At 69.6% G+C, this 23794-nt stretch carries 22 protein-coding genes and 1 pseudogene; 13 read left to right on the top strand and 10 right to left on the bottom strand.

Features of this window, described 5'->3' with window-relative positions:
- Positions 1-9: 9 nt before the first annotated feature.
- The 6 genes and pseudogenes from C5B99_RS12020 to C5B99_RS19665 all read left to right on the top strand — a co-directional run bounded on the left by C5B99_RS12020 (position 10) and on the right by C5B99_RS19665 (position 5771).
- Positions 10-909 (top strand): sensor histidine kinase KdpD, encoded by a 900-nt coding sequence (locus C5B99_RS12020; RefSeq protein ID WP_104242395.1) that lies wholly within the window; start codon positions 10-12, stop codon positions 907-909.
- The gene (locus C5B99_RS12015) at positions 906-1604 is read left to right on the top strand and encodes a response regulator transcription factor (protein ID WP_104242393.1); all 699 of its coding nucleotides are present in this window, start codon (positions 906-908) and stop codon (positions 1602-1604) included. The genes C5B99_RS12020 and C5B99_RS12015 overlap by 4 nt, the downstream gene beginning before the upstream one ends.
- A 166-nt stretch (positions 1605-1770) precedes the next feature.
- On the top strand, positions 1771-2820 hold the full coding sequence (locus C5B99_RS12010) for an ABC transporter substrate-binding protein (protein WP_104242391.1): 1050 nt from the start codon (positions 1771-1773) through the stop codon (positions 2818-2820).
- Between the two features lie 15 nt (positions 2821-2835).
- The gene (locus tag C5B99_RS12005; protein ID WP_104242389.1) at positions 2836-4605 is read left to right on the top strand and encodes an iron ABC transporter permease; all 1770 of its coding nucleotides are present in this window, start codon (positions 2836-2838) and stop codon (positions 4603-4605) included.
- A pseudogene (locus C5B99_RS19670) lies at positions 4583-5089 on the top strand (ABC transporter ATP-binding protein); the annotation flags it as partial. The gene C5B99_RS12005 and the pseudogene C5B99_RS19670, both read left to right, overlap by 23 nt.
- A gap of 88 nt (positions 5090-5177) precedes the next feature.
- Positions 5178-5771 carry an ABC transporter ATP-binding protein gene (locus tag C5B99_RS19665; protein WP_258063233.1) on the top strand — a complete coding sequence of 198 codons (594 nt, stop codon included), beginning with the start codon at positions 5178-5180 and terminating at the stop codon, positions 5769-5771.
- Between the two features lie 171 nt (positions 5772-5942).
- Here the strand turns inward: C5B99_RS19665 and C5B99_RS11995 are convergent, their stop codons facing one another.
- Positions 5943-7112, bottom strand: a complete 1170-nt coding sequence (locus C5B99_RS11995) for an MFS transporter (protein ID WP_104242387.1) — start codon at positions 7110-7112, stop codon at positions 5943-5945.
- Between the two features lie 23 nt (positions 7113-7135).
- The gene (locus C5B99_RS11990) at positions 7136-7846 is read right to left on the bottom strand and encodes a GntR family transcriptional regulator (RefSeq protein WP_104242385.1); all 711 of its coding nucleotides are present in this window, start codon (positions 7844-7846) and stop codon (positions 7136-7138) included.
- Positions 7847-7924: 78 nt separating this feature from the next.
- Here C5B99_RS11990 and acnA point away from each other — a divergent pair, with 78 nt between their 5' ends.
- The 5 genes from acnA to C5B99_RS11965 are packed head-to-tail and all read left to right on the top strand — an operon-like array spanning position 7925 to position 14282.
- Positions 7925-10603: an aconitate hydratase AcnA gene (acnA, locus tag C5B99_RS11985; protein WP_104242383.1), complete on the top strand. Its 2679-nt coding sequence runs from the start codon at positions 7925-7927 to the stop codon at positions 10601-10603.
- 2 nt (positions 10604-10605) lie between these two features.
- Complete coding sequence (gene rraA, locus C5B99_RS11980) at positions 10606-11097, top strand: ribonuclease E activity regulator RraA (RefSeq protein ID WP_104242381.1); 492 nt, start codon at positions 10606-10608, stop codon at positions 11095-11097.
- A gap of 41 nt (positions 11098-11138) precedes the next feature.
- Positions 11139-12143 (top strand): tripartite tricarboxylate transporter substrate binding protein, encoded by a 1005-nt coding sequence (locus tag C5B99_RS11975; RefSeq protein WP_104242379.1) that lies wholly within the window; start codon positions 11139-11141, stop codon positions 12141-12143.
- Positions 12140-12718, top strand: a complete 579-nt coding sequence (locus C5B99_RS11970) for a tripartite tricarboxylate transporter TctB family protein (RefSeq protein ID WP_104242377.1) — start codon at positions 12140-12142, stop codon at positions 12716-12718. The genes C5B99_RS11975 and C5B99_RS11970 overlap by 4 nt, the downstream gene beginning before the upstream one ends.
- A gap of 1 nt (position 12719) precedes the next feature.
- Positions 12720-14282, top strand: coding sequence for a tripartite tricarboxylate transporter permease (locus C5B99_RS11965; RefSeq protein WP_104242375.1), 1563 nt, complete (start codon positions 12720-12722; stop codon positions 14280-14282).
- 26 nt (positions 14283-14308) lie between these two features.
- On the opposite strand, the gene C5B99_RS11960 is transcribed toward C5B99_RS11965, so the two are convergent.
- From C5B99_RS11960 to C5B99_RS11930, 7 genes are all read right to left on the bottom strand, one after another.
- Positions 14309-16216: a cation-translocating P-type ATPase gene (locus tag C5B99_RS11960; protein ID WP_181059431.1), complete on the bottom strand. Its 1908-nt coding sequence runs from the start codon at positions 16214-16216 to the stop codon at positions 14309-14311.
- Positions 16217-16380: 164 nt separating this feature from the next.
- Positions 16381-16743 carry a helix-turn-helix transcriptional regulator gene (locus tag C5B99_RS11955; RefSeq protein ID WP_104242373.1) on the bottom strand — a complete coding sequence of 121 codons (363 nt, stop codon included), beginning with the start codon at positions 16741-16743 and terminating at the stop codon, positions 16381-16383.
- 83 nt (positions 16744-16826) lie between these two features.
- On the bottom strand, positions 16827-17354 hold the full coding sequence (locus C5B99_RS11950) for a CGNR zinc finger domain-containing protein (RefSeq protein WP_104242371.1): 528 nt from the start codon (positions 17352-17354) through the stop codon (positions 16827-16829).
- On the bottom strand, positions 17351-18163 hold the full coding sequence (locus C5B99_RS11945; protein ID WP_181064998.1) for an alpha/beta fold hydrolase: 813 nt from the start codon (positions 18161-18163) through the stop codon (positions 17351-17353). Before C5B99_RS11945 ends, C5B99_RS11950 begins: the two co-directional genes overlap by 4 nt.
- Positions 18164-18301: 138 nt before the next feature.
- On the bottom strand, positions 18302-18976 hold the full coding sequence (locus tag C5B99_RS11940; protein WP_104242367.1) for a GntR family transcriptional regulator: 675 nt from the start codon (positions 18974-18976) through the stop codon (positions 18302-18304).
- Positions 18973-19923 carry an ornithine cyclodeaminase family protein gene (locus C5B99_RS11935; protein ID WP_104242365.1) on the bottom strand — a complete coding sequence of 317 codons (951 nt, stop codon included), beginning with the start codon at positions 19921-19923 and terminating at the stop codon, positions 18973-18975. Before C5B99_RS11935 ends, C5B99_RS11940 begins: the two co-directional genes overlap by 4 nt.
- A complete protein-coding gene (locus tag C5B99_RS11930; RefSeq protein ID WP_104242362.1) occupies positions 19920-20933 on the bottom strand; it encodes a proline racemase family protein in 1014 nt (337 codons plus the stop codon). The genes C5B99_RS11935 and C5B99_RS11930 overlap by 4 nt, the downstream gene beginning before the upstream one ends.
- A gap of 129 nt (positions 20934-21062) precedes the next feature.
- Here C5B99_RS11930 and C5B99_RS11925 point away from each other — a divergent pair, with 129 nt between their 5' ends.
- Both C5B99_RS11925 and C5B99_RS11920 read left to right on the top strand, forming a co-directional pair.
- The gene (locus tag C5B99_RS11925) at positions 21063-22100 is read left to right on the top strand and encodes a DNA polymerase IV (RefSeq protein ID WP_104242360.1); all 1038 of its coding nucleotides are present in this window, start codon (positions 21063-21065) and stop codon (positions 22098-22100) included.
- A 95-nt stretch (positions 22101-22195) separates the two neighbouring features.
- Positions 22196-23392, top strand: coding sequence for a benzoate/H(+) symporter BenE family transporter (locus tag C5B99_RS11920; RefSeq protein WP_104242358.1), 1197 nt, complete (start codon positions 22196-22198; stop codon positions 23390-23392).
- Between the two features lie 90 nt (positions 23393-23482).
- On the opposite strand, the gene C5B99_RS11915 is transcribed toward C5B99_RS11920, so the two are convergent.
- Positions 23483-23755: a GlsB/YeaQ/YmgE family stress response membrane protein gene (locus tag C5B99_RS11915; protein ID WP_104242356.1), complete on the bottom strand. Its 273-nt coding sequence runs from the start codon at positions 23753-23755 to the stop codon at positions 23483-23485.
- Positions 23756-23794 lie beyond the last annotated feature (39 nt).

Here is a 23794-nt window from a genome sequence, read left to right as displayed (position 1 = left end):
TTTATCCGGATGATGATGATGTCGAGGTGGGCAGCGAGTGTGCTCCTCGTGTCGGTTCTCGCGGGGATCCTCGCGGCAGTGTTCGCCGCCATGCGGTCCGACTGGGCGACTGGGCTCGCAGCGCTCATCGCGCTCGCGGCCGCATGGGCCTCGATCTGGCTGGTGCTGCGCGAGCATGCGCGCGACCGTGCGCGGCTCGAGGAGGTCACCGAGCTCAGCACGAGGCGGGCTGACCAGGCATCGGTGCTGAGCCACGAGCTCCGCACGCCGCTCGCAGTCATCCAGGGGGCCGGGGAGCTCCTCGCGGAGGAGAAGGCTGGCCCGCTCACGGAGAAGCAGGCCGTGTTCGTGCATCGCATCGTCGACAACGCCGTTCGGATGCACAACTTCTCGGAGCAACTGCTCACGAGGGCCCGCCTCGAGGCCGGCCTCGTGTCGATCGAGCGCTCTCGGGTCGACCTGAGAGTGCTGTTCAGGGGCGTCGTCGAGGAGCTGTCGGAGATCTCCGATGTCACGGTCGTGCTGGATGCCCCTGGCGCCCCGGTCAGCGCATTCGTCGACCCGCAGCTCACGAGGCAGGTCATCACGAACCTCGTGAACAACGCGGCGAGGAGCGAGTCGGCGGGCGGTCGCGTGGAAGTGCGTATCGTTCCTGGGGACGACGAGGTCATGATCTCGGTCAGCGACGGAGGGACGGGGATGACGGAGACGCAGCGGGAACGCCTGTTCAGCCGGTTCTCGAGCGGCCGCCCGCTCGGCAACGGCACCGGCATCGGGCTCTTCATCTCGCAGCAGTTCGTGGAGCTGCAGGGTGGCCGCATCCACGTCGACACGATCTCGGGAAAAGGGACGACGATGATGTTCACGCTGCCGCTTGCCGACCCAGCCGTCGCGAGGCGTCGACGATGACGGCGCCCCACAGTCTCGCGTTCGTCGTCGACGACGAACCGGCGATGCTCGACATCGTCACGTTCGCGCTGGAGACGCAGGGGTTCACGACGGAGTCGTTCCGCTCGGCAGAGACCGCGTGGACGGCCCTCGAACGCTCACGCCCGGACCTCGTGGTGCTCGACATCATGCTGCCGGGCATCTCGGGCATCTCGCTGTGCCAGCGCATCAAGTCCCGCTGGGACCTGCCGGTGATCCTCGTGACCGCGAAGGGCGAGGTCTCCGACCGGATCGCGGGGCTGGAGGCGGAGGCCGACGACTACGTCGCGAAGCCGTTCCACCCGCGCGAGCTGGCACTCAGGGCGCAGCGGCTCGTGCGGCGGCCGGAGTCGTCGCGTGCCGTCGTGACCTCGGGGGTCCGCCTCGAGCTCGACCCCGCGAGCCACGATGTCATCGTCGCCGCGGAGCGGGTCTCGCTCACCAACACCGAGTACAAGCTCCTCGCCGCCCTCATGGCGCATCCGAACTCACCGCTCGACTTCTCGCAGCTCCTCCTCATGTGCTGGGGCGAGTACGACCGCCACGGGGACCGGGAGATGATCAAGGCCGCGGTCTATCGGATGCGGCACAAGCTCGAGGCGGCCGTCACGGGAAGCGCGGCGGCGATCGAGAGCGTGCGGGGCACCGGCTACCTGCTCCGCGCCGACCGCACCTGAGCCTCGTCCGTCACCAGGGTTCCCGCCCAACTCGGTGACAGAGCTGTCACCGAGCATCACCGAGCTGTCACGGGCGCGCCCGCATCCCGCTCGTAGCGTTGGCAACGTCGCGCACAGCTCGCTGATGCTCGGCAGTTCGAAGACCAGGACAAAGGAGTTCTCCCGCATGCAACGCACACTGCTTCCCTTCGCGGTCGCGGCAACAGCCGCCACCGCTCTCCTCGCCGGCTGCTCGGCGGGTGCGGGCACCGAGGCGGGCGCCTCGAGCGAACCGGTCACGTTCATCTGCACCCCGCAGGAGGACTGGTGCCAGGTCATCGCCGCCGAGTTCACGGCGGCCTCCGGCATCCCGGCGAACTACGTGCGGCTGAGCGGCGGCGAGGCCGTCGCACGCCTCAGCGCGACAGGAGACACCCCGGAGTTCGACGCCTGGTTCGGCGGCGGCGCCGAGGGGCATCTCGCGGCCGACGAGTCCGGCTTCCTCGAGCCGTACACCTCACCGAACGCCGAGCAGATCCCGTCGGAGTACAAGGACGCGGATGGGCGCTGGACCGGTGTCTACGTCGGCGCGCTGAGCTTCTGCTCGAACACCGACGTGCTCGAGGAGATCGGTGCCGAGGCGCCGACCTCCTGGGCGGACCTGCTCGACCCGAAGTTCAAGGGGAACATCGCCATGGCGCACCCCGGCACCTCCGGCACGGCGTACCAGGCGCTCTGGACCGAGGTCGAGCTCAACGACGGCGACCAGGATGCGGCCATCGGCTTCTTCGGCAAGCTGCACTCGAACATCCTCCAGTACTCGAAGAGCGGCAGCGCGCCGGGCCAGATGGCAGGCCGCGGTGAGGTCGCCACCGGCGTGATCTTCGCCCAGGACTGCCAGAAGTTCGTGAACGAGGGCTTCACGAACCTCGAGACGACCTTCCCCTCCGAGGGAACCGGCTACGAGGTCGGGGCCGTCTCGCTCATCAAGAACGCGAAGAACCCAGAGGGCGCCAAGGCGTTCATCGACTGGACCCTCACGGCAGAGGCGCAGGATCTCGCCGCGACCGTCGGCAGCTACAGCGTGCCGACGAACCCGGACGCGGTCGTCACGGAGGACATGGTCGACTTCGACACCGTGAAGCTCGTGCACGCCGACATCGACGCCGCGGGGCAGGCGCGCAACGAGCTCACCGGACGGTTCGACTCGGAGGTGGCGCCTGCTCCCAAGGAGTAGAAGCGCGGACGAACAATGACCTCAACACTCGAAGCAGTCGCTGGCGGCGCCACGCCGCCAGCGGCCCCCGCCCCCGTACGAGGACGCGGTTCGCGCTCGGCGCCGCGGTCACGAGCCCGCGCCGACCGCAGCGTCGTGATCCTCGGCACGGCCGTCGCCGTCATCCTCCTGCTCCTCATCGGCTACCCGGTGATGAGCCTCCTCTCCGCAGCGTTCGCCCCGGATGGGCTCGCGGTGCTCGCGAGCATCGTGACCGACCCCGTCAATCATCGGATCGTGCTCAACACACTGGTCCTCGGGCTCATCGTCGGGGTCCTGGGCACCATCATCGGCTTCCTGTTCGCCTTCGCCCAGGTCCGCATCGCGTTCCGCGGCAAACGAGCGCTGCACCTGCTCGCGATGGTCCCGATCGTGGCGCCCCCGTTCGCGGTCGCCACCGCCGTCATCACGCTCTTCGGCCGCAACGGCGCCATCAGCAACGGCATCTTCGGCATCAAGGGCGACATCTACGGGCTCTCCGGCCTGGTGCTCGTCCTCGCCCTGTCCTTCTTCCCCGTCGCCTACATGAACTTCAAGGGCATGCTCGAGTCGCTCGACCCGAGCCTCGACGAGGCCGCAGCTGGCCTCGGGGCGAGCAAGCTCAAGGTGTTCTTCTCCGTCACCATCCCCATGCTCGTCCCCGGCTTCGCCGGGTCCTTCCTCCTGCTGTTCGTGGAGTCCATCGCCGACCTCGCGAACCCGCTGGTCCTCGGTGGCGACTACACGGTCCTCGCGAGCCGGGCCTACCTCGCCGTCACCGGCGACTACAACACGAGCGCGGGCGCTGCCTACTCGCTCACAATCCTCGTGCCCGCCCTCCTCGTGTTCCTCGTGCAGCGCTACTGGGTCTCGAAGCGCAGCGTCGTGACCGTGACGGGCAAGCCGACGGGACGATCCGAGCAGATCACCGCACCGAGCATCAGGGTGCCCATCCTCCTGCTCGTCGGCTCGATCAGCGCGCTCATCGTCACGATCTACGTGACCGTCCTGACCGGTGGCTTCATGAAGGTGCCAGGGGTCAACAACGAGTTCACGCTCGACCACTTCACCTTCGTCCTCACGGGCATCGGCTCGAAGGCCATGATCGACACGGCCACCCTGGCCCTCATCGCGGCCCCGATCGCCGGCGTGCTCGGGATGCTCATCGCCTGGCTCGTCGTTCGGAAGCTGCGTCGCACCTCCGGGCTGCTCGACTTCGTCGGCATGCTGGGGCTGGCCGTACCCGGCACCGTCCTCGGCATCGGCTACGCGCTCAGCTACATCACGCCGACCACGATCTTCGGCGTGCAGATCCTGCCGGCCCTCGCCGGTGGAAGCGCGGCGTTCTCCGGCGGCATCGCGATCGTGATGGTCTACATCACCCGCTCGCTGCCATCCGGCCAGCGCTCGGGCATCGCGGCGCTCAACCAGATCCATCCCGCCATCGAGGAAGCCTCCACGTCGCTCGGCGCCGGGTCGGGGACGACGTTCCGCAAGGTGACGCTGCCGCTCATCCAGTCGGCCCTCCTCACCGGCCTGACCTTCGCGTTCGCCAGGTCCATGACGACGCTGTCGCCCATCGTGTTCCTCACCACCCCAGGCATCAAGATCATGACCTCGCAGATCCTCGCCGAGGTCGACTCGGGGCGCTTCGGGAACGCGTTCGCGTACTGCACGGTGCTCATCCTCATCGTGCTGACGCTCATCCTCATCATCAACTTCCTCGTCCGAAAGGTGATCTTCCGTGGTCGCACACACCGTCGTTGACTCCGTCGATGGCCTCGCCGAGGCTGTCGGCATCGACCCTGAGGCCGCACTCGGCCGCATCACCCTCCGCAAGCTGACGAAGCGATACGGAGGCAAGGCCGACGACCCGCTGGCCGTCGACTCCGTCGATCTCGAGATCGAACCTGGCGAGTTCATCACCCTCCTCGGCCCCTCCGGCTGCGGCAAGACCTCGACGCTGCGGATGATCGCCGGGTTCGAGGAGCCGACCTCGGGGGAGCTCGAACTCGACGGGGCCGACATGATCCGCGTCGCCCCGAACCAGCGGCCCATGTCGATGGTCTTTCAGTCATACGCGCTCTTCCCGCACCTGTCGGTGCGCGAGAACGTCTCGTACGGGTTGAAGCTCAAGAAAATGCCGGCGGCGCGGATGCGCGAGGAGGTCGACACGGTCCTGACGATCATGAACCTCATGAACTTCGCCGACCGGGCGCCCCACCAGCTGTCCGGAGGTCAGCAGCAGCGCGTCGCCCTCGCCCGTGCGCTGGTCATGCGACCGAAGGTGCTGCTCTTCGACGAGCCCCTCGAACCTCGACGCGAAGCTGCGCGTCCTGATGCGCAACGAGATCCGCCGCCTGCAGCGTCGACTCGGCATCACGAGCATCTTCGTCACCCACGACCAGGACGAGGCGATGACGCTCTCCGACCGCATCGTCGTCATGAACCGCGGCCGGATCGAGCAGGTCGATGTCCCGGACACCGTGTACCGGCGCCCGGAGTCGGTGTTCGTCGCCGACTTCATCGGCCGCGCGACGTTCCTCGACGCCACCCTCCTCGCCGAGCCGGCGAATGGGCGGGCCCGGGTCGTGGCGCTCGGCCGGGAGTTCGAGACGGACTGTCAGGACGGCGTCACGATCGACACGGAGGTGCTCCTCATGATCAGGCCGGAGTCGGTGCGACTCTCCGGTCGAGTGGAGGCCGCGGAGGTCCACGGGGACGTCGGACGGGTCCTCACGACCATCTTCCACGGCGACAGCGTCGAGTACGAGATCGAGACCGACACCGGGACGATCGTGGCGCAGGTCTCGGACCCATCCGTCGAGGACATCCTGCGCCCCATGGACTGCGTTCGCGTTGGCATCGCCCCGGAACGCGGATGGCTGCTGCCCAAGACGGGCGACGAAGGCGACGACACGGCGGCTCACTAGGCGCCTGAGCGGTGTGCGGTCCCGGGTCACTTCCTTCTCGAAGGCGGTGGCCCGAATCGTGCGGCGGGGAAGAACTCCGACGCCGTCGGCCTAGGCCGATGGCCCTCGTGATCGGACTGCCAGCGACATCCGGAATCCTCGAAGCACGAGCCTGCCAGCGTCTCGAGGCGCCTATTCTCGCTTCCGTTGCGAGTAGGCGACGGCGGCTGCGGCAGCGAGGGAGCCGCCGATAGCGACGAGCACACCGCCGCCTCCTGTGATCGGAGTGAGGAGCCCGGCCCCGGCGGGAATGACGGACTGTGCGAGCCTGTTGCCGACGAGCCGGAGTGAGAGAGCGAGGCCGCGCTGGTCGACCGGCGCGACATCCGTGAGCCAGGCCATCGTGATGGGCTGGGTGACGCCGATGGCGAAGCCGTACAGCACGGCCGAGATCACGAGCCAGACGGGACCGATAGGGAGCCCGGTGAGCGCGAGCGTGACGGCGGCGACCCCCAGCGAGATGAGGAGGAGCAACCGTCGCGACAGCCGTCGGCTGAGTGCGGGGAGGGCCGCTCGCGATGCAAGCGTGGCGAGCGCGCGGCTCGTCAGCATGAGACTCACGAGGGCGGCCGAGACGCCTGGCTGCGTGCTCAGCGCAGGCCAGAAGGCGAGCGTCACATCGACGGATGCGATGGCGATGCCACCCGCGACGACGGCGCGGAAGGCACCGGGCTCCTGCAGGATGCGTCGGCTCGAGTCGAGCGATCCCGGCCGCTTGGACGTCGTCTCTCCGCGTGAGCTGCTCCCCAGGAAGACGCTGGCGATGCCGAGCAGGACGGCCGCCACCATCGCCGACCCGAAGACGAGGGGGAGGTTCGGGCCAGGACCAGAGGGGCTCGGGACGGCGAGGAGCAGCGGGCCGAGGGTCTGGCCGATGGACGCGGAGAGCGTGTAGAGGCCGAACGCCGACTCTCTTGAGCCGCTCTTCGAGCGATTCGCGACTGCGGTCTGCTCGCTGATGATGCTCAGCAGGTGGCCGACGCCGAGCACGAGCGCCGCGATCATGAGCCCGCTGACACTCTGCACGGAGACAAGGGCGATGCCGATCGCGGCGATCAGGAGGACACTGCCCAGCAGTGCGATGGTTCGCTCGCCGCGTCCGTCGGTGAGCCTGCCTGCGGGGAGGGCGAGGAAGAGCGCCGGGAGCGCGAACGAGGTCGCGAGCAGGCCGATGACCGCTTCCTGCCCGCCCGCTTCGAGGACCGCGAACGAGAGCCCGGGCCGGACTGCGTACGTCAGGACCTGGATGAGCACGGCGTGGATGATGATCCACGGCCACTTCGAACCGTTCGCGCCGGCCATTCAGCCGAGCCCCGCCAGGTGGGTCACTCCGCGGTTCCGCTGCGTGGCGCTGTGCTCGTCTCGAGGGCACCGATCGCGCGGCGCGCGAGGCTGTGCGTGATGTGGGCGTGGGAGAGCTCGCGGGCTCGCTCGGCGTCGCCCGCCACGATCGCATCTCGGAGTGCGCTGTGCTGGCGGTGCACCCTGGCGCGGTCCTCAGGTGTGGGAGTCCAAGCTCGAAGGGCCCGTTGGCGGTAGAGGTCGGTCTTGTCCCAGAGTCCATCGAGGATGCCGAGGAGCGTGGGGTTCGCTGCTGCCCGGTAGATCGAGCGGTGGAAGCGACGATGGGCGTCGAGCGCTTCTGCGGAGGCAACGCCGGTGAGCGGCTCCAGCTCGCCGAGCGCTGCCTCGATGCGGGTGAGGTCGGAGTCGTCGCGACGTTCGGCCGCCAGGGCGCAGGCGAGGGGGTCGGCGGCGGCGCGGACCTCGTAGAGGTTCTGGGCCTCCGCCTGGGAGAGCGGGATGACTCGAGCGTCCCGGTGCGTGCCGAGGTCGACGAGCCCCTCGGTCGAGAGGCGCTTGAGTGCTTCTCGAAGTGGTGTGGTGCTCAGGCCGAGCTCTGCGGCGAGCTTCGTCTGGCCGATGACGTCACCTGGTGCGTAGATGCCGGTCAGGATGCGGCGGCGGAGTTCCTCGTAGGCGAGCTCGCTCTTGCTTCTGAAGAGCGGCCGCGCTGGGGAGGCAGGGGCTGGCATGCACTGATCGTAGCAAGCGTCCCGGCATCGTGTAGCATCGAGCCTATAACCTACAGAGCAGTAGGAGACGGAGGAAGCATGCTGACGGACACCGGAGCGACGACGAGGGTTCTCGCCACCGCCTACGGCGACCTCGAGATCTGGCCCATCGGAGCCGTCCCCGGGGCGGAACGGCTGCCGTTCGCGCACCGCATCATCCTCGAGAACCTGTTGAGACATCACGACGGTGAGGTCGTCACCCGGAGAGACATCGACGCGCTCGTCTCCGGGGGTGCTGGCACACACGACATCGCGTTCCATCCCGCTCGCGTCTTCCTGCACGACACGAACGGCGTGCCCGTGCTCACCGATCTCGCGGCCATGCGCGATGCCTTCGCTGCACGCGGCATCGATCCAGCGCTCCTCGATACTGAAGTTCCCGCTCAGCTCACCGTCGACCACTCGGTGGTCACGGACTTCTTCGCGAGGCCGGACGCCCCCGCCCTCAACGTCCGCCGCGAGTACGAGCGCAACGCCGAGCGGTACCGGTTCATCAAGTGGGGGCGTGAAGCGTTCTCCGGGCTTGAGGTCGTGCCGCCCGGTGCCGGGATCATGCACCAGGTCAACGTCGAGTACCTCGCCGACGTCGTGACGGTGCGCGACGGCTGCGCGTTCCCCGACACCGTCGCCGGCACCGACTCGCACACCACGATGGTCAACGGCCTCTCCGTCCTGGCATGGGGCGTGGGCGGCATCGAGGCGGAGGCCGCCATGCTCGGCGAACCCGTCACGATGCTGATTCCGCCCGTCGTGGGTGTCGAGCTCATCGGACGCCTCCGACCAGGCGTGACGGCGACGGACCTGGTGCTGACACTCACCGAGCGGATGCGGGCCCTCGGTGTCGTCGGCAACATCGTCGAGTTCCACGGTCCAGGAGTCGCCGAGGTCTCGCTCGCGACACGATGCACGATCGCCAACATGAGCCCCGAGTTCGGCTCGACATCCGCGATCTTCCCGATCGACGAGGCGACGATCGAGTTCCTGCTCATGACGGGGCGAAGCGAGCAGCAGGCGAGCCTCGTGGAGACCTACGCGCGAGCCCAGGGGCTCTGGAGCGACCCAGGCAACCCGGCCGAGTACGACCGTCGGGTCGTCGTCGACCTCGACGGCATCACGCCGAGCCTGGCCGGCCCGCGGCGGCCACAGGACCGCATCGAACTGGCGGATGCGCCCGCCGCGAGCGCGCGAGCCCTCGCGGAGGCGCACCAGGTCGCGCCGCTCGCCTCCGGCGAGGGGGAGCGTGCCGTTCCCGATGGCGCCGTCGCGATCGCGTCCATCACCTCCTGCACCAACACGTCGAACCCCGCGGTCATGATGGCGGCCGGGCTGCTCGCGCGAAACGCCAGGGCGCGCGGCCTGCGGTCCAAGTCGTGGGTGAAGACGAGCCTCGCCCCCGGGTCTCGAGTCGTCACCGACTACCTCGCGAAGGCCGGGCTCATGTCGCCGCTCGAGGAGCTCGGCTTCGGGCTCGTCGGGTTCGGGTGCATGACCTGCATCGGCAACTCGGGCGACCTCCTCCCCGAGGTGCTCGCCGGCATCGAGCAGGATGGCATCGTCGTCGCCTCCGTGCTGTCGGGCAACCGCAACTTCGACGGCCGCATCAACAACGACGTCGGCATGAACTTCCTGACCTCGCCCCCGCTCGTCGTCGCCTATGCGCTCGCCGGCACGATGCACGTCGACCTGACCCGCGACCCAGTCGGGCACGACGCGGCGGGTGCCCCGGTCCACCTCGCCGACATCTGGCCGAGCGACCAGGAGATCCAGCAGGCCGTCTCGAGTTCCATCGACCCCGAGATGTACACCGACGCCTACTCGACCATCTTCGACGGCGACGAGAACTGGCAGGGGCTGGATGCTCCCGGCGGCGACGGCTTCGCCTGGGAGGCGGCCTCGACCTACCTGCAGCGGCCGCCCTTCCTCGAGCTCGACGCCGCGGCAGGCAGTGCCGACGTCGAGGGCGCGAGAGTGCTCATGTTCCTCGAGGACTCGGTGACGACCGACCACATCTGCCCCGCCGGCCGCATCCCGGCCGCCAGCGCGGCGGGCAGGCACCTGACCGAGCTCGGGGTCGGTGCCCGCGACCTGAGCAGCTACGCCTCGCGGCGCGGCAACTGGCGGGTCATGAAGCTCGGCGGGTTCACGAACACCCGCCTCGTCAACCGCCTGGTGCCAGCGGGCAACGGCGGGAGCACCCGCGACTTCCTCGCGGGGGAGCCCGCGGTGATGGCGCCCATCCGCGAGATCCACGCCGTCGCAGACGCCGCGGCCGACGCGGGGGTACCGCTCATCGTGCTCGCAGGGCGTGAGTACGGAACCGGGTCGTCCCGGGACTGGGCCGCGAAGGTCACCCGCCTGCTGGGAGTCCGGGCCGTGATCGCGCAGTCCTTCGAGCGCATCCACCGCTCCAACCTGGTCGGCATGGGCGTGCTCCCGCTGCAGTTCGAGGACGGGGCGAACGCCGACACGCTCGGGCTCGACGGCACCGAGAGCTTCAGCATCCGCGGCCTCGCGGCCGACACCGACGTGCCCGACCGCCTCGAGGTGGTCGCGGTGCATCCCGAGACCGGCAGCACCACTTCGTTCGTCGTGCGCGCACGCGTCGACACCTCGCTCGAGCAGCGCTACCTCCGTTCGGGCGGCGTGCTGCCGTACGCGCTCGACCGCGCCGCTGCGAGACACCAGCAGAAGCCGACAACCTCCGAGAAAGGCGAATGAAGATGGCAGGCAGCACCCACGTGAGCACAACCGATCTCGTCGACCAGTACGAGGACAGCATCCAGTCGTGCGACCTCCAGCTCCGCGACCTCGGCGGGTTCCTCCGATTCTCCGGGCGCATCGCGACCTTCCGCTCTCCCGTCGACAACCTCCAGCTCAAGGCCATCGTCGAGGAGCCTGGCGACGGCCGCGTCCTGGTCGTCGACGCCGGCGGCTCGCTGCACGCGGCCATGGCCGGCGGGAACATGGTCGCGAGGGCCGCGGCCAACGGCTGGGCGGGGCTCGTCGTCAACGGCGTCGTCCGAGACGCCGAGGAGCTCGCCGCGCTGCCCATCGGCGTCAAGGCGATCGGCACCAACCCGCGGCGGTCGACGAAGGACGGCCTCGGTGAGCGCGATGTCGCTGTCGAGTTCGGCTCGGTCGTCTTCCGTCCGGGCGAGTTCCTCGCCGCCGACGAGGACGGCGTCGTCGTCCTCGCCACCTCAACGGGCTGAACCGCCCACGCCACCTCCCTCACAGGAAACAACGGAGTTTCATGTCAAAGACACCCAGATCAACGCTCCGACGCGTCGTGAACGTCGTCGTCGGAGTCTGCGCAGTGGCGATCGTCGCCTCGGCAACGGCGCTGTCCATCAGCCGCTCATCGGCGGCCGAGGACGTGAGCGCGAACCTCACGCTCATCGCTCCCGCTGGCCCCGGCGGCGGCTGGGACGGGTTCGCCCGCGAGCAGCAGCAGGCGCTGCGCGCGACGGGCCTCGTCGGCAACGTGCAGGTCGTCAACATCCCGGGCGCCGCCGGAACCATCGGACTCGGCACCTTCACGACCATGACGGGTCGCAGCGACACCCTCCTCGTGACCGGGTCGGGCATGACCGGCGGAATCGCGCTCAACGACTCACCGGTCGGCTTCGACGACGTGCGACCCGTCGCGAAGTTCGCGGAAGACTACGACGTCATCATCGTGCCAGCCGACTCCCCGCACACGACCCTCCAGGAGCTCGTGGATGCGTGGGCCGCCGACCCGAAGTCCATCCCATGGTCGGGCGGCTCCGCAGGCACCATCGACCACCTGCTCATCGCCGAGCTCGCGCAGGCCGCAGGCATCCCGCCAGCCGAGCTGACCTACATCCCGAAGTCGGGCGGCGGCGAGGCGATCCAGGCGCTCCTGAACGGCACGGTGGATGCGGTCGCGACCGGCTACAACGACGTCTCCGACCAGATCGAAGCTGGCAGAGTCCGCGCCCTCGCGGTGAGCGGGGCTGAAGAGCTGGAAGGCGTCGACATCCCGAAGATCATGTCGCAGGGCTACGACGTCGAGGTCGCCAACTGGCGCGGACTCCTCGCAGCCCCCGGGGTGAGCGACGAGGCCTTCCAGCAGCAGCTCGAGATCTTCAGCGAGCTCCGGGAGAGCGACGAGTGGCAGGAAGTGCTGACTCGTCTGAGCTGGGAGGACTCCTGGCTGACGGGACCGGAGCTCGACGCGTTCCTCGTCGAGGACATGGCCCGCACCGAGGCACTACTTGAGGAGCTGGGACTGTGACCGCACACACCGAGACGCATCTCGACGACTTCGACACCGGGGAAGCCCAGCCGAGCTGGTGGACCGGACGATCCGGGCTCATCTTCCCCGCCATCCTGGTGGCCTTCGCGAGCTACCTGCTCTACGGCCAGGTCACGATGGACGTCGCCCCGGACACGGATCCCCCCGGACCAGGGTTCTTCCCCGGTGTGATCATCGCGCTCCTCTACCTGTTCGCGGTGCTGCTGGCCATCGGCATCATCCGCAAGCCGCAGCTGCCGGAGGACGTGCACAGCGATCTGCGCACGGCCGAGATCAGCGTGCGCGGCCAGGGCGGTCCGCGCTGGTACAGCGACTGGTCTCGCGTCGCGTGGGCGGTCGGCGGGTTCGTCGCCTTCATCTTGTTGCTCCAGCCGCTCGGCTGGATCCTCGCGGCCGGCCTGCTGTTCTGGACCATGGCGCGTGCGTTCGCGTCGCCCAGCCCCGTGCGGGACATCCTCGTCTCGCTCACCTTCTCATCAGTGCTGTACCTGCTGTTCGCCGGGCTCCTCTCGGTGAACCTGCCAGCCGGAGCGATCTTCGGCGGAGGGATCTGACATGGACATCATCAACAGCCTTCTCGGCGGCTTCGAAGGGGCACTGACCCCGATCAACCTCATGTGGGTGTTCATCGGCTGCCTTCTCGGCACCGCTGTCGGCGTGCTTCCCGGTCTCGGCTCATCGATGGCAGTCGCGCTGCTGCTGCCGATGACGTTCGCACTCGACCCGACCGGGGCGTTCATCCTGTTCGCCGGCGTCTACTTCGGCGGCCTCTTCGGCGACTCGACGATGGCCATCCTCATGAACACGCCGGGCTCGTCGTCGGCGATCGCCTCGACCTTCGAGGGGCATGCGATGGCGAAGGCCGGACGCGCGCCGCAGGCGCTCGCGACGGCGGCCATCGGCGCGTTCATCGGCGGGTTCGTGTCCTCCATCGCGGTCGTCTTCCTCGCGCCGGCGCTCGCGGAGCTCTCGTCGAACTTCGGGCCCGCCGAGTACGTGGCGCTTGCGCTCTTCGCCTTTATCGCGACCTCGTCGATCGTCGCCGACTCGGTGGTGGCCGGACTCGCGAGCCTCACGCTTGGCCTCGGCATCTCGGTCATCGGCATCGACTCGGTGACGGGCACGGAGCGCTTCACAGCTGGCGTGCCCGAGCTGTTCGACGGCATCTCGCTGGTCACGGTGACCGTCGCCGTGCTCGCGCTCGGCGAGGTCTTCCGTGTGGCGTCCCGGGCCCGCCGCGAGCCGGCGAGCGTCTCGATGATGTCGAGCCGCACGCCTCGCCTGTCTCGCGTCGAGTTCTTCAACGCACTCCCCGCGTGGATCCGAGGCACGGGCATCGGCCTGCCCTTCGGTGTCATCCCCGTCGGCGGCTCTGAGGTGCCGACGTTCATGGCGTACAGCCTGGAGAAGAAGATCGACGGGCGCCGCAAGGATCCGGAGTTCGGCAAGGGCGCCATCCGCGGTCTCGCCGCGCCGGAAGCGGCGGGCAACGCGACGACGGGCACCGCCATGGCATCGCTGCTCGCTCTCGGGCTCCCGGTGTCCTCGACTGCCGCGATCATGCTCGCCGCCTTCCAGCAGTACGGCATCCAGCCTGGGCCGCTGCTCTTCGAGCGTGCGCCCGACCTCGTCTGGGGCCTGCTCGCGAGCTTCTTCATCGCCATGGTCGTGCTGCTGCTGCTCAACCTGCCGCTCGCCCCGCTCTGGGCGAAGCTCGCAGACATCCCGAAGCAGTACCTCTACCCGGGCATCGCCGTGTTCTGCGCGATGGGCATCTTCGCGACGTCCGCCTCGATCTTCGACCTGTGGATGCTGCTGCTCCTCGCCCTGCTCGGGTTCGCCATGCGCCGTTTCGGGATCCCGCTCGCTCCGCTCATGATCGGCATGGTGCTCGGGCCCCTCATGGAGACCAACGTCCGTGACGCCCTGCTGAGCTCGGGCGGTGACTACTCGGTGTTCTTCGCGAGCCCGATCGCCGTGGCGCTCTACGTCGTGCTGGCCGGGGTCGTCGCCTTCACCATCGTCGGACGGGTGCGCTCGTACCGACCGAAGAACGTCGAGTTCCAGACCACGCGCGAGACGAACTTCGAGGTGTCGGGCAAGAAGCGCCGCGACTAGGTCTCGTCGGCCCGGGGCGCCGCCGGTCAGCGTCGGCGCGCGGCTCGGACGCCGTTCAGGATGACGAGCAGCTCCGCGGCTTCGTGCACGAGCACGACCCCGGCGAGGCCAAGCACGCCGAACAGCGCGAGCGGGAACAGGACCACGATGATGGCGAGCGCAAGCGCGATGTTGACGGTCATGATGCGACGTCCGCGTCTGGCGTGCGCGAACGCGCTCGGAAGCAGCCTGAGGTCGCTTCCCGTGAAGGCGATGTCCGCGGACTCGATCGCCGCGGCGGACCCATGGGTCCCCATGGCGATCCCGACGGTTGCCGTGGCGAGCGCCGGGGCGTCGTTGATGCCGTCGCCGACCATCGCGGTCGGCGTCTTGGACGCCAGCCGTTCGATGACGCGGGCCTTGTCCGCCGGAAGCTGCTCGGCGTGCACCTCGGCGATCCCCGCCTGCGATGCGAGTGCCTGCGCGGTCTGCGTGTTGTCGCCGGTCAGCATGAGGGAGCGGATGCCGAGCCGGGAGAGCTGATCGATGGCGTCCGCAGCATCCGGGCGCAGCTCGTCGCGGACGCCGATCAGGCCTGCGATGCTGCCATCGACCTCGACCACGACGACCGTCATGCCATTGCCCGCCAGCGTCTCGGCCGCGACCTCCATGCCGAGCGGCGGGAGCCACCTCGTGTTGCCCACTCGCACGGCCGCGCCATCCACCTGGCCGGCTATGCCGAGCCCCGCGAGCTCCTCGACGTCGGTGGCGGTCAAGGGGGCCTCACCCGCCGCAGTGATCGCGCTGGCGAGCGGATGCCCGCTGACGGCCTCGAGGGCAGCCGCGAGGTCGACGACACCCTGCCCGGTCCAAGCGGCCCCCGGAACGACCTCGACGACGCGCGGGTCGTTCATGGTCAGCGTGCCCGTCTTGTCGAACGCGATGGTTCGGATCGTTCCGAACTGCTCGAACGCAGCACCGGATGTGATGACCACACCGAGCTTCGAGGCGGAGCCGATCGCGCTGATCACGGTCACCGGGACGGCGATCGCGAGGGCGCAGGGAGAGGCGGCGACGAGCACGACCAGGGCACGCTCGGTCCAGAGCGCCGGATCTCCGACGAGGAACCCGAACGCCACGATGAGCAGCGCCAGCACGAGCACCGTCGGCACGAGCGGGCGGGCGATGCGGTCCGCCAACCGCGCGCGGTTCCCCTTCTTGGCGTGGGCTTGCCGGACCAGCTCGACGATCTGGGTCAGCGAGTTGTCCCGACCGTCGGCCGTGGCCTCGATGCGCAGAGCGCCGGAGATGGCGATGGTCCCGGCCGCGATCGCGTCTCCCGGTTCGAGCTGCACGGGGATGGACTCGCCCGTGACCGCCGACGTGTCGACGTTCGATCGGCCCTCCCGCACGATGCCATCCGTGGCGGCGCGGTCACCGGCGCCGAGCTGCAGCACATCTCCGCGACGCACCTCGCTGGCCGGAACGGTCGCGGTGCCGCCGGTGCGGACCACGATCGCCGTCTCCGGGAGCAGCGCGAGGAGCGCGCGCAGCCCATCCTTGGCCCGCGACATCGCGCGGCCCTCGAGCGTCTCCGCGAGGGAGAAGAGGAACGCGAGTGCTGCGGCCTCGCCCACGTGCCCGAGGAGCACGGCACCGATCGCGGCGATCGTCATGAGCAGCCCGACCCCGAGGCGGCCCCGCGCGAGGCGACGGAGCGTGTCGGGGACGAAGGTCGAGGCCCCGGCCAGCAGGGCGATGGCATGGAAGGCGACCGCGGCGGCGGGCGTCCCGCCCCATTCGAACCCGTAGCCGACGATCAGCGCGACGCCCGACACCGCGGACGGCAGGAGCGCCCGATCCCGCCACCAGGGCGCGGCGACGGGCGGTCCGCCCGTCGGCTCGGCTGCGGAGGCCGGTGAGGTCGCCGAAGCCAGTGTGGCCGCCGACGCCAGCCGAGGTCCGCAGCAGGCATCCCCGTCGTCGTCTCCGCATCCCGCAGCGACGACCGGCGACGGAGGAAGGTTGTCGGAGGCGGGTGACGGCCCCGAGCGGAGCAGCAGCGGCCGACGCGGGGCGCCTCCTCGCGGGGGTTCGGCCGGGCCGCAGCATTCCTCGCTCACGCGGGACCAGCCGCTTCCGAGGCGCACGCCGCGCAGCTGTCGCAGTCGGACCCGCACGGGACGCCCTCGTCGACGGCCAGGACGGTCTCGATCAGCATGCCGAGCGCGCGGGTGATGTGCGAGTCGGCGATCTCGTACCGCGTCTGCCTGCCCTCGGGGCTCGCGACGACGATGCCGCACCCCCGCAGGCAGGCGAGGTGGTTCGAGACGTTCGTGCGAGTGAGCCCCAGCGACTCGGAGAGACGCGCGGGGTACCCGGGGCCGGAGAGGAGCGCAAGCAGGATCCTCGATCGGGTGGGATCCGCCATCGCCCGGCCGAGCCTGTTCATCACGTCGAGCCTCGAAGCAAGAGTCAGCATGGAGTGAATATACAGCGAAGAGTGACCTTTTTCACATGTCCCGAACGCCAGGTCCACGAGTATCGAGCCGGCGCCCTGGAGGTTCAGGCGAGCCGACCGCGGTACTGCCGCATCTTGCTCCGCGCACCGCACGTGTTCATGTCACACCAGGTGCGCGTCCTGGATCGGGAACTGTCGAAGAACACCCACCGGCACGTGTCCGACGCGCAAGTCCTGAGCCGCAGCCCCGAGCCGGTCAAGCCGGAGAGCAGCAGTGCTCGGACCGCCGCGCCTGCTGGCGACGTCGTCCGTGCGCTCGACGGGGTCAGCGAAAGTCGACCGTCATCGTCGACGTGAGGGCTTGCCCAGTGCTCCTGAGCGAGCCGATTCAAGGCCGATCGCGCTGACGCGTCGCTCCGGTCGGCGAGGAACGCGCGGATGACCTCGCGCGCGCCGCGCAATGAGGCGAGGTGCTCGAGCGTGCAGTCCCCGTCCCATCCGTGCTGGACCATCCACTCCCGCCCGCTACGCAGAGTCGCCAGGGTGTCGGTGCCGTGCAGCAGCGTCGCGCTGTTGCAGAACTCTTCAACGACGCGCAGCTCCTCAGGCACGACTGACTGCACGGTGCTCACGTGCTCAACAGTCTGAGGAGTTCGCCCGGCTGGTCCTCCGGGACCATGTGTCCGGCTCCGTCGACGAGAGAGAACCGCGCGTGATCCGGAAGTGCCGTCATGAGTCGCTGGGCGTAGTCGACACCGAGCCACGAGTCGTCCGCACCCCAGATCACGTGGACCGGGATGTCCAGCAGGTGGAGTAGCCCCTGGAGCTCGTCGGTGTTGTCCTCGCCACCCTGCGCGTACTGCTGGTAGAACGCCCGTGCACCTTCTGTCCCTGCCCACTGGTCCGTGTACGAAGCCAGCGCCTCCGAGCGGAGACCCGTGTGGCTGCCGGACCGGATCTTGGCGTCGATGAGGGCAGCACTGGCCCAGGCTGGAAGCGCCTCGAAGGCCGCGGGGTGCTGGTGGATGGTCTGGAAGAATCCCCCGGAGCCCCAGCCGCTCACCGTGGCGGCATCGATGAGTGTGAGTGACTCGAAGGTCACGTTGTGGAGAAGTGCGGCGCGCAGTGCGACCGCGCCGCCGACATCGTGTGCCACAACCTGAGGTGCGGAGACGCCCCAGTGTTCGAGAAGGTCGACGAAGATCACCGCTTGCTGCCGAAGGCTCACGTCGGGTGCGGTGCGGGTCGACTGCCCGAATCCGAGCATGTCCCAGACGTGGACCCGGTGATCACGAGCCAGCACCGGAACGACGTCGCGCCAGATGAATGACGAGAATGGCGTGCCGTGCAGCAGGACGAGCGGGGGCCCGTCGCCGAACGAACCCCATCGCACCGTGCCGTCGCCGACCTCGAACCGCTCGGGAAGCGCCCAATCGCTCATTTGTCTCCCTTTGTTGTTACTGTCTAGTCTGATTAGACGGTAACAGAGGTGACGCAGCATGGTGCGGTTGGCGCCACCGTCGACCTCCCCGCCACGAGCCTGAATGTCCGAGGTCGACGGCCTCAGCGCCAGCAGCAGTCAGCGACCGGCCCACTCGCCGCGCACGTGCCCGATGTGCTGTGCCACCAGCTGCTGCATCCGCGCTCGGTCGCGGTCGAGCGCCGCCTCGATCATCTGGTCGTGCTCGAGCGTGGACGCGGTGAGCTGGCCGGCTTCGGCGAGCGGCAGGAGGTTGTGGAGGCGGCTGCGCTCGCGGGCACGCCGCACGATCTGGACGAGCTCCGGGTTGCCGTGGAGTGACAGGAACGAGGTGTGGAACTCGGTGTCGGCCGTCAGGTAGGCGACCATGTCGTTCGCCGCCTCAGCTCGCTGCATCGCCTCGACGAGGGGGCTCAGCGAGCGGATGCGCGCCGCGTCCTCGTCGCTGTGCTGCTCGGCGATGTCGCCCATGACGGGCACCTCGAGCAGCCGGCGCACTTCGGCGAGGTTGTCGAGCTCGGCGCGCGTGACCTCCGTCACGCGGAACCCCGTGTTCGGCAGCACCTCGACCATCCCATCACGCGACAGCTCGAGCATCGCCTCCCGGACCGGGGTCGCCGAGGAGGCGAAGCGGGTGGCGAGCGCAGGCGCCGAGTAGACCTGCCCAGGGGTGAGCTCGCCGCCGATGAGTGCGGCTCGCAGTTCCGCGGCCACGCGCTGGCGCACGGAGTCGCGACGGCCCGGGCTGGGCCGCGCACCGGCGGGGGTGCTCATCGGCGACGCTCGTCTGCGTCGGCGATCGCCCGGGCCAGCACGAGGTCCTCCCACGACATTCCGGCGCTCTTGAACACCACGGGGCGCCTGCCGAGCGGCCGGCGGGTGCCCTGCACGAGATCGGCCATCGGGATCAGGTCCCGCGCGTCGAGGTCGCCCTCGCCGATGGCCATGATGACGTCGCCGCACTCGCGCAGCGCCGCCGCGACGTCCTCGACGATCACGTCGGACCGGCCGAGCAGGGCGCCCGGCAGCTCGCGTGCATCCGGCGAATGCGAGCCGACCGCCACGACCACGGCGTCGTCGCGCACGAGCTCGTCGGGGAAGAGCGGGGTCGAGGCTGTCGTCGTGCACAGGATGAGCCCGGCCGCGCGGGTTGCGCCCTCGGCCTCCTGGCTACCCGCCGCGACCACGGCGTCGAAGTCCTCGCTCGCGGGGACGCGCTCGGGGGAGCGGACCACCGACGTGACGCGGCCGACCTGCCGTGTGCCCTCGAGCACGGCCCTGACCGTGCGCACGTGCGCTCTCGCCTGCGGGCCGGCGCCATAGGCGACGACCTCCAGCGGGCCGGAGTCTCGCTCGAGCGCATCCTTGACCGCCGCCACGGAGACGGCCGAGGTACGAATATCGGTGAGGGCCGGCCCGTCGATGAGGGCGCGAGGCGTGAGCGTGTCCGCGTCGAACAGCACGTAGAGGCCCTGGATGCGGGCGAGTCCCCGCGCCGGGTTGTCCGGTGCGATCGTCAGCAGCTTGATGCCGGCGCTGTCCGCGGTCTCGGCCGGCATGAGGAGGAACTCGCCGTGCTCGAGCGACTCGAAGATGCGCGCGTGGTCGGTCTCGGGACGGAACCCGTCGGCGAGGGCGCGCCGGAGCGCATCGACAGCCGCCGTCGGGGAGAGGAGCGCCGCGACGTCATCGGCGCCGAGGTAGGGGATGCGCGCGCTCATCGCAGCACGAACCCGGGCGTCATCTCGTCACGAGGGTCGACCTCGAAGACGTGCTCGCCGGTTTTGTGCGCCATGCCCGAGACCTGCGTCGTCGTCGCGCGGCGCCCGGCCTCGACGCCCTCCGCGACGACGCGGGCGAGGAAGCGGGAGCCGACGATGGAGTCGTGCACGAGCTCGGACCCGACGGGCAGCGCGCCCTGCTCGGTCAGCGTCGCGACCCGGGCGCACGTGCCGGACCCGCAGGGGGAGCGGTCGAGCTCACCGTCGGCGAACACCGTGGCGTTGCGCTGGCGGACGACGCCGTCGGCGCTGTGGTCGGAGAAGAGGATCGTGCCGTAGACCCCGCTCAGTCGTTCGTCGTTCGGATGCTGGGCGTGCGGCGAATCGTTCAGGAGCCACTTCACCTCCCGCCCGAACGCGATGATCTCGCTCACGTCCTCCGGCTCGATCGACAGCCCGACGGCGCTCGCGTCGACCTGCGCGTAGATGGCCCCGGCGAAGGTGAGGTCGGCGAGCACCGCGCCCCTGGATGTCGAGACGGGGACCTGCCGCGCGAGCACGTAGCCCGGAACGTTGATGAAGTCGGCCCCCGTGACGGTGCCATCTGGGTCGGTGTGGACCCTCGCGGTCACGCGCCCTGAGGGGACGTCGATGATGACGTCCGTCGTGCCGCTGGTCTCGGCGGCGACGAGGCCGCTCTCGATGGCCCACACGCCGAGCGCGATCGTGCCGTGCCCGCACGCCGTCGAGAACCCGTCCTTGTGCCAGAAGAGCACCCCGAGGTGGGCGCCGTCGTCGTTCGGCTCCACGATGAAGCCGCCGTACATGTCGGCGTGCCCGCGCGGCTCGAAGCAGAGCAGTTGGCGGACTCGGTCGATGGCGGGGGAGGCCATGGCGAAGACGCGCTTGCTGGCCACGTCTGCGCCCTCGATCGGGATCCCGAGCTCCGGCACGATGCGGAACGGCTCGCCGGCCGTGTGGTAGTCGATCGTCGTGCAGCGCTCGCGCATGAAGCCTCCAGAGAGATTGCAATTGCAATCACACTAGGGCACGGCGCGCGCGACCGACAGGGTGGGCGCAGACACGCGACTCGCGCGCCACTCGAACCCTGCCTAGAACATAGGTACGATGGCGGGGTCATGAACTCGTACCTGCTCCATGCCGACGCCGACTCCTTCTTCGCATCGGTCGCCCTGCGTGACCGGCCGGAGCTCGCAGCCAAGCCCGTCGCCGCCGTGGCGCACCTGTTCATCGCCAGCGCCAACTACCCGGCGCGGGAGTTCGGCATCCACGCCGGCATGCTCGTCACCGAGGCACGTGAGCTGTGCCCACGCATCCTGCTCGTCGAGGCCTACCGCCAGGAGATCGAAGCGGTCGGGGATGCGCTCTACGCGCTCTTCGACTCGGTCGCGCGGGGCATCGAGCCCGGCTCGATCGAGGAGGCGTTCCTCGACGTCGGGGCGCGCACGCCGGAGGAGGCGCAGAGTGTCGCCCATGAGCTCCGTCGGCGCGCGGCGACCGAGCTGCGCATCCCCGTCAGCGTCGGCATCGGCCGCACGAAGCTCATGGCGAAGCTCGCCTCGAGAGCGGCGAAGCCCGACGGCGTGCACGTCATCGACGAGGCGCGCGAGCTGGAGCTGCGCACCGAGCTGCCCATCGGCGAGGTGTGGGGCATCGGGGCACGCACCGAGGCGCGGCTCATCAAGCTCGGCGTCGCCCGCATCGGCGATGTCGACGTCATCCCGCGCGATGAGCTGCTGCGGGTCTGCGGCACGGGGATGGCCAGGCGGCTGTGGCGCATCCGCGCCGGCACCGACGATGCGATGATCTCGCCCATCCGGCACCGCACGAGCCTCACCTCGGAATCGTCGACCTCGGGGTACGCGCGGGCCGACCGCACGCCGGAGGAGGTCGTCGAGGGCTGCGTCGAACGCGTCTGCCACCGCGCGACTCGGGCGGGGCTCAGCGCGACGGGCATCAAGCTCGAGCTGCGCCCCGTCGGGCTCGGCCCGGTCAGGGAGAAGTACCAGGGCATCGACTCGAGCGCGTCCTTCGACGTGTGGATGCCCGTCGCGAAGAAGCTGCTCGTCGACTCGAGCACCTCGGAGCTCGAGTCCGCGAGCGTGACGCTCACCGGGCTGGTTCCGGTCGAGATGGTGCAGCCGACGCTCTTCTGACGATCCCGCCCCGTGGTTTCGTCTGCTGGTGCCCTGCCTCTACGCTGAACTGCAGATCGCGGGATGCGCGAGCGGACGAGACGAGGACCCCGACGATGAGCAGCACTCTCGAGCCGCGCGAGGGCATCCTGCGCCCCATCTCGGCGGGCGTGGTCTCGGCGCTCGTGGCGTTCACGAGCTCGTTCATCGTCGTGCTGACGGGCCTGGCCGCCGTGGGGGCGAGTGCAGATCAGGCGTCGAGCGGCCTCCTCGCCGTGAGCGTCACCATGGGCGTCGGGTGCATCCTGCTGGCGGGATGGACTCGCCTGCCCATCACCGTCGCCTGGTCGACACCGGGCGCGGCCCTGCTCGCGGCGACGGGCACCATCGATGGCGGCTGGCCGGTCGCGGTCGGCGCGTTCCTCATCACTGGACTTCTCATCGTCGTCACGGGGCTCATCCCGCAGCTCGGAGCGCTCGTCGCTCGCATTCCCGTCTCCGTCGCCCAGGCCATGCTCGCGGGCGTGCTCTTCCAGCTCTGCCTCGGCCCGATCACCGGCATGGCGGAGAACCCGCTCGCCGTCGCGCCCGTCGTCATCGCCTGGCTGCTCGCGCTGCGCTTCCTGCCTCGATGGGCCGCGCCGATCGCGTTCCTCGTCGCGGCGATCGTCATCGGCGTGCACATCGTCGCCTCCGGCGCCTCGATCCAGGCCGCCGACCTCGCCCCGCGCCTGGAGTTCACCGCTCCGGAGTTCTCGATCGCCGGCATGATCGGCATCGCACTGCCCCTCTACCTCGTCACCATGGCATCTCAGAACGTGCCGGGGGTGGCCGTCATGAAGGGCCTCGGCTTCGAGGTGCCGTGGCGGCGGTCGCTCATCGCGACCGGCATCGGCACCGTCGTCGGCGCCCCCGCCGGAGGCCACGCCATCAACCTCGCCGCGATCAGCGCGGCCCTCGCCGCGGGGCCGGAAGCGGGCGAGGACCGTTCACGGCGCTGGGTGGCGAGCGTCACCAACGGAGTCGTCGTCATCGTCCTCGGCGTGGCATCGGCCGCGTTCGGAACGCTGGTGCTGCTCGCCCCGGCCGGCGTCATCGCCGCAGTGGCGGGGCTCGCGCTCATCGGCACGCTCGCCGGCTCGCTCAAGGCGGCGCTCGCCGAGACGGGCGAGCTCGTGCCAGCCGTCGTGACCTTCGCGACCGCCGCATCCGGCATCGCGATCGGCGGGGTCAGCGCCGCCTTCTGGGCACTGCTCGCGGGCCTCGTCGTGCGCTTCGTCGTCCGACCGCGTCGCCCATCCACCGAGAGCTGAGTTGTGGTCGTTTCCGGCGACGAATGACGACCACAACTCAGCTCTCGGTGGATGCGCGACCCGATGCGCGGCCCGAGGCGCAGCCCGCGCTCAATCGTTGCGGGGCGCCGTGATCCGAACGATCACGAGGTAGACCGCGAGGGAGACGACGGCGCCCACGATCGCCGAGGTCCAGTTCGGCAGCGAGAACGGGTCGCTCGTGCTGCTCCAGAACAGGACGCTGCTGAGCCAGCCGCCGAAGAGCGCGCCGAGCGCGCCCACGAAGAGCGGCGCGATCCAGTCGTCGCGCCTGCGGGTGGGCAGGAAGCGCTTGGCCAGCACCCCCAGGAGAAGGCCGATGGCGAGGAAGGCGAAGTAGCTCACGCGTGCTCCAGAGGTTTCGGGGGAGAGGACGAGGCTTCC

It is taken from the genome of Pseudoclavibacter sp. Z016 (assembly GCF_002931215.1).
GTDB lineage: Bacteria > Actinomycetota > Actinomycetes > Actinomycetales > Microbacteriaceae > Pseudoclavibacter.
The sequence above is the reverse complement of the archived record's forward strand: the minus strand, read 5'-3'. Positions and strand labels throughout refer to the sequence as shown.